An 8,778-nucleotide genomic window follows, 5' to 3' on the forward strand; every position below is an offset into this window, starting at 1 on the left:
TAAAACAAGAAAATCTAAAAAGGATATTACGATGCAATCAATACATGGAAACGGTTCAAATACTAAAAAGTCGTCACATCGATTAGCAGGCATCTCTAGCATGGTCGGCACCACCATTGAGTGGTATGACTTTTTTATTTACGGTGCGGCGGCAGCACTCATTTTTAATAAGCTATTTTTCCCAAATCTAGACGCACTTACCGGCGTGCTTGCTGCATTTGCAACCTATGCCGTTGGATTTATTGGGCGACCATTAGGAGGCCTAGTCTTTGGTCACTTTGGTGACAAGATTGGCCGTAAATCGATGTTGCTACTGACCTTGATGCTCATGGGGATCCCAACCGTACTGATTGGCTTATTACCGACTTATGAATCAATTGGATATTGGGCTGCGATTGGTTTGGTTGTCTTGCGATTCATTCAAGGTATGGCAATGGGCGGTGAATGGGGCGGTGCTGTGCTCATGGCCGTTGAACATGCACCAGAAGGCGGTAAAGGATTCTGGGGAAGCTTGCCTCAAGCCAGTACAGGTGGTGGCTTAATGCTAGCCTCAATCGCGTTGGGTCTGGTGTCGTTATTACCTGAAGAAGCATTGTTTAGCTGGGGTTGGCGTTTACCATTTCTTGCCAGTATTATTTTACTGGCAGTGGGTTGGTATATACGTGTAAAAGTGCCTGAGTCGCCAGATTTTGAAAAAGTAAAACAACAGTCTGAAGAAGTCAAAGTTCCTGCTTTACAGGTTTTTAAAAACCATCCAAAGCAACTCATCACCATTATTTTGGCTCGCGCAGCTGAGAATGCATGGTTTTATATTGCCTCAACATTTACATTGGCTTATACCACTGCACAACTTGGAATCCCACGCCAAGACATTTTATTTGCCACCATTTGCGGCGCAGCCGTCATTTTATTTATGACGCCGTTATGTGGACATTTTTCGGATAAAGTCGGCCAACGCAATATGTTTATGTTTGGTCTATGCATATTGGCGCTTTACTGCTATCCATTTTTTACCATGCTCAACACAAAAGATCCTGTATTAGTTTGGACAGCAATTGTTTTAGCGATTGGTGTTGTGTTTCCGATTATGTATGCACCCCAAGCTCAGCTTTTTGCGCGTCAATTCCCCGCTGAAATTCGTTATAGCGGAATTTCAATTTCGGTACAGTTAGCTGGCGTATTAGGTGGTGGTTTAGCACCAATGATTGCTACTAAATTATTGAGCGTCGGGCAGGGTAATCCATATTTAATTATGCTTTATATTGGAAGTATGGCTGTGGTTGCAATTATATCGACGACATTTATGCCGCGTGATCAAAGCTTTGTAGTAGATAAGCATCAAACAAAGCCTAAAAATTTAAATCTTAAGACGAATGCTTCAGATCATTCTTGAGCTATTTGGAGAGTAGAGGCCTAAGTTTTTCTTAGGCCTCTACTAGGGTAAGCTTATAAAATTAAGATAATGACGATATCTAGCTGTTGCAGAAATGAGATTGGTTTTTATACCAATATATTGTGTTAGGGATGAAGTGGCTTTTTTCCAATCAGATGCGTTTTGATTTTTTGTCCAAGTAGATGAACCATTAAACCTAACATCACAACAATAGAACCAAACCATTGCCAGTTGTTTAAATGTTCATCTAAAAAAATAGTAGCAAAAATCATACTAATGACAGGAACCCATAACGAAAGTGGACTAATCTTGGCTGCTGGATAACGTGTAAGCAAATAAATCCATAACCCATATCCAATAATGGTTGCGAAATAAGCTAAGAAAGCAGCAGCTCCCAGACCACGCCATGTTAAGGCTTGCCAGTCTACAATGACGCCTTGCCAACCTGTATCTTGGATAGCGAATAATAAAAACCAAAGAGGTGTAAGAATATTTCCCCAAACGACTAACCCGATTGGATTAATGGAACCCATTCGTTTTACAACAATATTTCCACATGCCCAAGAGAATGCTGAACACAAAACGAGTATCAAACCTAATAAAGGGATATGACTATGCTGTTGACCTAATGCAATCAGTAATAGTCCTAATGATGCGATAACGATTGCTAGCCATTGATTCCAAGATGCTTGCTCCTTAAGAAGAAATACAGCAATCATCACTGTAAAAAAGGCTTGTGATTGAACAACTAAAGCAACTAGTCCAGTAGGCATACCTGTGGCAATAGCACTAAACATAAAGGCAAATTGAGAAAAGTTGCTAATAAACCCATATGCCAAGAGCCATTTCCATCCGACTTGTGGAATACGAATAAAAAGTAGAGCGGGGATTAGAACTAAAATATAGCGTAAACATCCCAACATCATGGGGCTAATTTCACTCACACCAACTTTCATAAAATAAAAGTTAATACCCCAGATGAACACCACTGCAAAAGCAGCGAGTTTATCTTTCAACAACATGTGCTTATTCCTGAAAAGAGATTTACGACCTATCTAAAAGACAGGTCGTGTAAACGAGAGGAGGTTAGATTTTGTTATGCTTCGCAGGAACGAGAGTATCTAACTTGGGATGTTGATTACGTAATTTAAGTAGTTCCACATAGTCACGAATCATAAAAATGCAGAATAAAATCGCAGCACTAGCAATACCGAACCAGAACGCTTTTTGTAAACTTGGAATGAGGGACATTGCGGTAAAGATACAAACCATACCAATAATGGCAACATAACTGAGGTATGGGAAACACCACATACGAACTTTAATTCGTTCAGGGGCAACACGTTCTAGGTGACGACGTAAACGGATTTGAGAAAGGGCAATGATGATATAAACAAATAAAGCTACCGTACCATAGGACTCGACCAAGAAAGGAAAGATACCCTCAGGTGAAAAATACGAAGCTAAAATGGAAATATAACCAAATAGTGTGCTGAATAAGATGGCACGAACAGGGACTCCATTTTTAGACAATTTAGTTAAGGCACGAGGGGCATCACCATTTTTGGTTAAAGCAAACAACATACGGCTTGCAGCATAAACTCCTGAATTTAGACAACTCAGAACCGCAACTAAAATGACAGCATTCATAATATCTGCAACAAAAGGGATATTGAGTACTTTAAGTGCACTTACATAAGGTGTTGCGATATCGGGGCTGTTCCACGGCACAAGGCATACGACTAAAAAGATTGAGCAAACATAAAAGAGCAATACACGAGTGATGACAGATTGAGTTGCCTTAGCAACAGATTGCTCTGGATTTTTTGTTTCTGCTGCAGCAATTGTGACGATTTCAGCACCAAAATAAAAACCAGTAGCCGCAACTGCACCTGATAACACAGGAACCCAACCATTTGGCATAAAGCCACCATGGTTTAATAATTCACCTAGTCCTGAAGCTTGATGGTTTGGCCAGAAACCAAATAAATATAATGAACAAAGGAAAATAAATACCCCAATTGCTGCAACCTTGATAGATGAAAACCAAAATTCAAATTCACCAAAAGATTTGACAGAGAACAAATTGGTTGCGGTTAATAGAACGAGCAGAACCAGACTCACGATCCATTGGGTAATATCAGGTAACCAGTAAGCGAGAAGTTTAGCCCCAACAATTGCCTCAAGGGCAATCACGATCACCCAAAAATACCAATACATCCAGCCTGTCATAAATCCAGCGAGGCGAGATAAAAATGGTGAATCTTGAAAAGCATGGCGAGCATAAGCATAAAAGGAACCTGTTACCGGTGAAGCAGTGGCTAACTCCCCCAGCATACGCATCACTAAAATGATTAAGGTACCTGTGATGAGAAATGAAAGAATGGCTGCAGGGCCGGCAGATTGAATCACTACTGAGCTACCGACAAATAGCCCCATACCAATGACACCACCAAGTGCCATCATCTGGACATGGCGTGGCTTTAAGCTACTTTTTAAATCTTGGTTTGAATCTGAATCATACATGGCTAACTCCCCCCATAATTTTTATAACCGTATCGTTAGGCTGATCGTTGAATAACACTTAAAGCATTTCGTCTTTTAAGTAATACCAGCGGTACAACAAGGCTTGCCCTAACCGTCTAAAAGGTCGAAATAAATGTGAAGGTAATGGTGACTGATAAATAGGTAGATCAAATTGTGGGCGTTGAATGCCCATTACTCGTTCTGCAAGACGACGTCCTGCCATTGCCGCCATAGCCAATTGCATAATAGATAGTTTCATCAGGATTAGGCTGTACAATTCGTGGCATCATGTCATGACTGACATCGACCCAACCCCACCATGAATATGCAATTGGTATACCACGCAAGCTTGGGAATTTGCGATAGAGTCCTTCTTTTAAACGCTCTAGATGTACAGGGTTATTTGCATCAGCTCCTGTTAAAGCACTTCGGCTGCCACACTGTACTGAACCATCAGGCAATAAGCGCTAATAATGGCGTAAAGTACGAGTATCTGTAATGAACGTTGTACTATGTAGGCCTGCTTCTTTAAGCTCAGCAGCTGTTAACGGACGGGTGACAATAGAATTAGATAAAATTGGCATGATTTTGCCAGACAAGCTTGGATGCAAACCATTAGGTGTATAACCACCTGTTGCTACAGCGACTCGTTTAGCTTTGACCGTGCCATGGGGGGTACGTAGATAGTGAATACCATTACGTGTTTCCCAATCTAATACAGGACTTGAGGTATGTACTTTCGCGCCAGCAGCACGCGCTCTTTTTAAATATCCAAAAGCCAATTTTAATGGATGTACACCAATACCATCAGGTTCGAGTAACGCACCGGCAGCTTCTTGGTCTCCAACAAACTCTTCGTGAAGTTGTTCGCGGCTTAGCATACGAGTGTTATAACCAAACACATCTTTCATGACTTTGCCTTCGTTTTCTAAAAACGCCAGTTTTTTTGCACGATGAGCAATATATAAATGCCCACCATCTTGTGCATCACATTCAATACCAGTTACCAGATGTTTAAAATAATCAAAACCTTCGCGGATTTCTGCATCTAAACGTTTGGCTATATCTAGTCCCCATTTTTCGATCCACTGTGAACGATATAACCGACCAGAAGCATTTTGACCTTGTCCGCCATTTCGGCTTGTACAACCCCATGCACTACGATTTGCTTCAAGAACTAATGGCGCAGTACCAAATTGTTCTGCAAGAGTTAACGCAGTTGAAAGACCAGTAAAACCGCCACCAATAATGACAATGTCGGCCTCTGTATCACCTGGTAATGGGCCATCATCATCGGGAGGTGTTCCAGCCGTTGCAACCCAGTAGGTTGGTGCGTATTGTTCGTTGCCAGTTACGATTTTATCTGTCAACGGATCAAATTTAGCGTTGTAGGTTTTAAAGCCACGATGAATGGGTTCAGATATTGGATCAACTATTTTGTCTAGAGAAGTTAATTGTTGTACTGATTGGTTCATGGGCAGGCTCCTTAAGCGGCTGCTTGCACGGGGCGATTTTTACGGAATGCATTTTTGACTAAAATTTTTCCATCTTTAAAGGTGAAAACATCAACCATGTTGGCTTCAATCTTTCCACCTTCAGGGGTTGATGCTGTAAATGTTGTTTCAGAAATTCCGTATAGCGCATCTTCGCTCAACCAGTGTTTACCATTAAGCCACTGTGCATCAGGAAAACTTTTAAAAGTATTTTCAAATGCTTGACGAACAGCCTCATGCCCTTGAATGCGTGTACCGTATACCTCATCACCTGCGACTGTTTCAAAACAACAATCAGGATGCATACAGTCCATGAGTTGCTCTACATCGTGTTTATTCCATGCTGTAGAAAAGTCAGTGATTAGTTGCAAAAGTTGAGCTTGGTTCATCTTTTTAACTCCAAATACATACGAATCCTTTTTATGATTAAACTGTAAGGAAATAGAGCAATTAGCCGTAGTACCAGATTTAAGGTTTTGATGGAGCCAGACTTAAATTAATTTAAATATTTAAAATTTATTAATTTTTTATTTTTTTATATGTTGGAATGGGTCTTGCATTTGTATTTATGATGCCAGATTTCGGTAAATCATAGGTCTTCAGAGGCAAAATGCACCATGTTAAGCATTTGGGCTTCAAAATAGGTCGAGAAATGCACTATGGAAAGAGATCAGTTTGTAATAAATCCAGAAGCACCAGGTATATGGAACGTATTATTTGCAGAGACTGAGCAAAGTGGACTCAATTTGCAGGGAAGAATTTGCCGTATGATGTTTACTGCATTAGTACAAGGTTATCTCAAGCCAGGTATGGCTGTTCCATCAAGTCGTTATTTGGCAGATCAACTTGGAGTTGGTCGTAATACTGTGACTATTGCATATCAACAACTCGTAGCTGAACGTATTTTAGAGTCTAGGCAACGTAGTGGACATTTTGTGCATCCCAGCTTCCAAATTGATAGTAGTGAAAGCAAAACGATAAAAACGACATCAAAATCTACAGAATGGGTTTCACGCTTTCGTCTTCGCCCATCAGCACAAAGGCATATTAATAAACCTGTGGATTGGATGAGTTACCCATACCCGTTTATATATGGTCAGCCTGACTTTGAAAGTTTTCCGGCCTCATCTTGGCGTGAGTGTGCTGTTAAAGCTTTATCAGCTAAAGATGCATCGATATGGTCAAGGGATATTACACAACAAGGTGATGATACTTTTCTTATAAATGCAATACGGCAACATATTTTACCGACCCGTGGAATTATGGCCAAAGAAAATGAAATATTACTTACGGTAGGAAGCCAGCATGCATTGTATATGTTGGCAGCACTACTACTTAAAGAACAACAAAGTGTTGGTATAGAAGACCCTGGCTATCCTGATGCACGAAATATTTTTATGTTGCATACACCAAATATTGTGCCATTAGCGGTTGATCATGAAGGCGTTACCCTAACAAATGCTGTGGGCTGTGATTATTTTTATGTGACACCAGGACGACAATGCCCAACAGGCATAACCATGTCTCCTTCACGCCGTAAAAAGCTTTTACAACTGGCGGAGCAGCAAGACAGTATCATTATAGAAGATGAATACGATGCACAGGTTCTAGTTCAAAATACTACGATCCCTGCATTAAAAAGTTTAGATCGGCATGGGAGAGTAGTTTATATTGGGAGTTTATCTAAGCCTCTAGCACCAGGTTTACGCTTAGGGTACATCGTAGCAGCCCCAGAACTCATTAATGAGTTGCGTCATTTGCGTCGTCTAATGCTTCGGCACCCCAATGTTTTTAATCAAAGAGTATTTGCCTTTTTTATTGATCAAGGTTATTACCACGGCATGTTACGTCGTCAGTTTCAACTCCATAAATATCGTGGTGAGCAGTTAATATCAGCATTACACCATCACTTTCCCACATGGAATGTTTATGCATTAAATGGTGGCTCGGCATGTTGGATTGATACCCAAAGTGATATCGATTGTACTGTTCTAGCTCAATACGCAGCTAATGTAGGGGTTTTTATAGAGGCTGGTCAGCCATTTTTTCTAAATACAGATCAACATCAACATTTTTTAAGGTTAGGTATTGGATCTATTACTGCCGATAAAATTGATGAAGGAATTCAGGCTTTAGATCAGGCAGTTAATGATTATAAGAAATACAATTAAAAAAATTTTTATGAGTCAAACTAATCTTTCGGGTAGTGCTTTTAGTATTTGAAGCGAAAAAAGAGGTACAAGCGCTACTTTTTTCGCGCTCCAGCCGTTCAATATGTAGCTAATTGGTTATGAACTAAACTTCAATCAGGCATGCAAACATAGAATATCCATCAATAACCATCGGTGGGCCCGCGCGATGGGCCCGAAAACCCGCAGCACGTAATAAACGTTCTACACCAAGAGGAGAGGTCGTAATAAGTTGTTTTGCGCCTTGTTCTCTTGCAAAGTTAATAGCTTCTTGCAGAATGGCAATAGAAACTGGCGATGACACTGCTTGGCTCGCTGTGGTAGATGGATTCGAGAAATCTACAGCTGAAAACCTTGAGAGTTCCCAAATTTCTGGCGAGCAGGGAATAGGCATTCCATTCATTAATTGAGGAAATATTTCACCCAGTAAATAGGGTTGAGTCGTGGGTAGTAATCTTGCACAGCCAATAATATTGGATTCTCTATCTTGAGCGACGACATAAGCTGTGTCGACTTTATCAAATTGATCTAGTTCTTCATTGTTTGGACAGTTCAACTCCCATCCCAAATGCTCAACAAATACCCTGTAACGGTAACTTTTAAATTTGTTATACAAGCCTTCTGAAAAATTGTTTTGAAATCCAGCAATAATATTCATTACAAGTGCTTCCACTTATTTTTCAAGCGACTTTACTGAACAGCTGGAAAGGCGGTAACTGTAAGAATTTACAGGTTTCTAAGAGATGGTTTGACTTAATTAAGTCTGGATTAATGACGTATTGATTTGGGCATAAATAAACGGTTCCCAGAATAAAGTATCTATTTTTTTCTTGAGGAATGTTTCATTAGTATCAAACCCGATATCTATACCAGATATATCAACAATCATGATATTGCTTCGAGGCAAACCTACTCGTTTTACGGTAGTGATGCCATTGTACTCAATAAATTCCCAATCCCATCCGGTACTTAAAGCTGGAGTTTTTAACGTTGCCCATTCGGTAAAACCATAATAGAGAATTTTAGAATCTTCAATTTGTGTTGATTCAACAATAGAGATGATGTGTTGGAGAGGATAACTCATGAGTTGGTTTTCGTTCATTCGAATAAAACCATCTGTTGAGATAGAGAAATGAGGGAGTATGCTAACCATGCTACCTGCTTAAGTACCCTAAAT

7 protein-coding genes and 1 pseudogene are annotated in these 8,778 nt (G+C 40.2%); 2 read left to right on the forward strand and 6 right to left on the reverse strand.

The features are described 5' to 3' along the window. The first annotated feature begins 31 nt into the window (after window positions 1–31). On the forward strand, window positions 32–1,393 hold the full coding sequence (locus ACXM0J_RS12575) for an MFS transporter (RefSeq protein WP_086266267.1): 1,362 nt from the start codon (window positions 32–34) through the stop codon (window positions 1,391–1,393). Between the two features lie 125 nt (window positions 1,394–1,518). Here ACXM0J_RS12575 and ACXM0J_RS12580 read toward each other — a convergent pair whose 3' ends face one another. The 4 genes and pseudogenes from ACXM0J_RS12580 to ACXM0J_RS12595 all read right to left on the reverse strand — a co-directional run bounded on the left by ACXM0J_RS12580 (window position 1,519) and on the right by ACXM0J_RS12595 (window position 5,801). Next, window positions 1,519–2,415 (reverse strand): EamA family transporter, encoded by an 897-nt coding sequence (locus ACXM0J_RS12580; RefSeq protein ID WP_086266240.1) that lies wholly within the window; start codon window positions 2,413–2,415, stop codon window positions 1,519–1,521. Window positions 2,416–2,479: 64 nt separating this feature from the next. Further along, window positions 2,480–3,919: an amino acid permease gene (locus tag ACXM0J_RS12585; protein ID WP_086266239.1), complete on the reverse strand. Its 1,440-nt coding sequence runs from the start codon at window positions 3,917–3,919 to the stop codon at window positions 2,480–2,482. Between the two features lie 58 nt (window positions 3,920–3,977). Beyond that, window positions 3,978–5,394 (reverse strand): annotated as a pseudogene (locus ACXM0J_RS12590) (NAD(P)/FAD-dependent oxidoreductase). Between the two features lie 11 nt (window positions 5,395–5,405). Continuing rightward, window positions 5,406–5,801: a nuclear transport factor 2 family protein gene (locus ACXM0J_RS12595; RefSeq protein ID WP_005804779.1), complete on the reverse strand. Its 396-nt coding sequence runs from the start codon at window positions 5,799–5,801 to the stop codon at window positions 5,406–5,408. A 270-nt stretch (window positions 5,802–6,071) separates the two neighbouring features. On the opposite strand from ACXM0J_RS12595, the gene pdxR reads away from it, so the two are divergent. After that, a complete protein-coding gene (gene pdxR / locus ACXM0J_RS12600; protein WP_086266238.1) occupies window positions 6,072–7,583 on the forward strand; it encodes a MocR-like pyridoxine biosynthesis transcription factor PdxR in 1,512 nt (503 codons plus the stop codon). Window positions 7,584–7,707: 124 nt separating this feature from the next. On the opposite strand, the gene abaI is transcribed toward pdxR, so the two are convergent. Together abaI and ACXM0J_RS12610 are read right to left on the reverse strand one after the other, a co-directional pair. Beyond that, window positions 7,708–8,274, reverse strand: a complete 567-nt coding sequence (abaI, locus tag ACXM0J_RS12605) for an acyl-homoserine-lactone synthase AbaI (protein ID WP_086266237.1) — start codon at window positions 8,272–8,274, stop codon at window positions 7,708–7,710. Between the two features lie 84 nt (window positions 8,275–8,358). Next, complete coding sequence (locus ACXM0J_RS12610) at window positions 8,359–8,754, reverse strand: DUF4902 domain-containing protein (RefSeq protein ID WP_086266236.1); 396 nt, start codon at window positions 8,752–8,754, stop codon at window positions 8,359–8,361. Between the last annotated feature and the right edge of the window lie 24 nt (window positions 8,755–8,778).

The sequence above is a fragment of the Acinetobacter sp. GRABPA_MV_2 genome, assembly GCF_056725885.1.

What these genes read in the sequence shown, in the direction of transcription:
- ACXM0J_RS12575 (WP_086266267.1), top strand. Translation starts at nt 32, where the DNA reads ATGCAATCAATACATGGAAACGGTTCAAATACTAAAAAGTCGTCACAT.
- ACXM0J_RS12580 (WP_086266240.1), bottom strand. Translation starts at nt 2,415, where the DNA reads ATGTTGTTGAAAGATAAACTCGCTGCTTTTGCAGTGGTGTTCATCTGG.
- ACXM0J_RS12585 (WP_086266239.1), bottom strand. Translation starts at nt 3,919, where the DNA reads ATGTATGATTCAGATTCAAACCAAGATTTAAAAAGTAGCTTAAAGCCA.
- ACXM0J_RS12595 (WP_005804779.1), bottom strand. Translation starts at nt 5,801, where the DNA reads ATGAACCAAGCTCAACTTTTGCAACTAATCACTGACTTTTCTACAGCA.
- pdxR (WP_086266238.1), top strand. Translation starts at nt 6,072, where the DNA reads ATGGAAAGAGATCAGTTTGTAATAAATCCAGAAGCACCAGGTATATGG.
- ACXM0J_RS12610 (WP_086266236.1), bottom strand. Translation starts at nt 8,754, where the DNA reads ATGGTTAGCATACTCCCTCATTTCTCTATCTCAACAGATGGTTTTATT.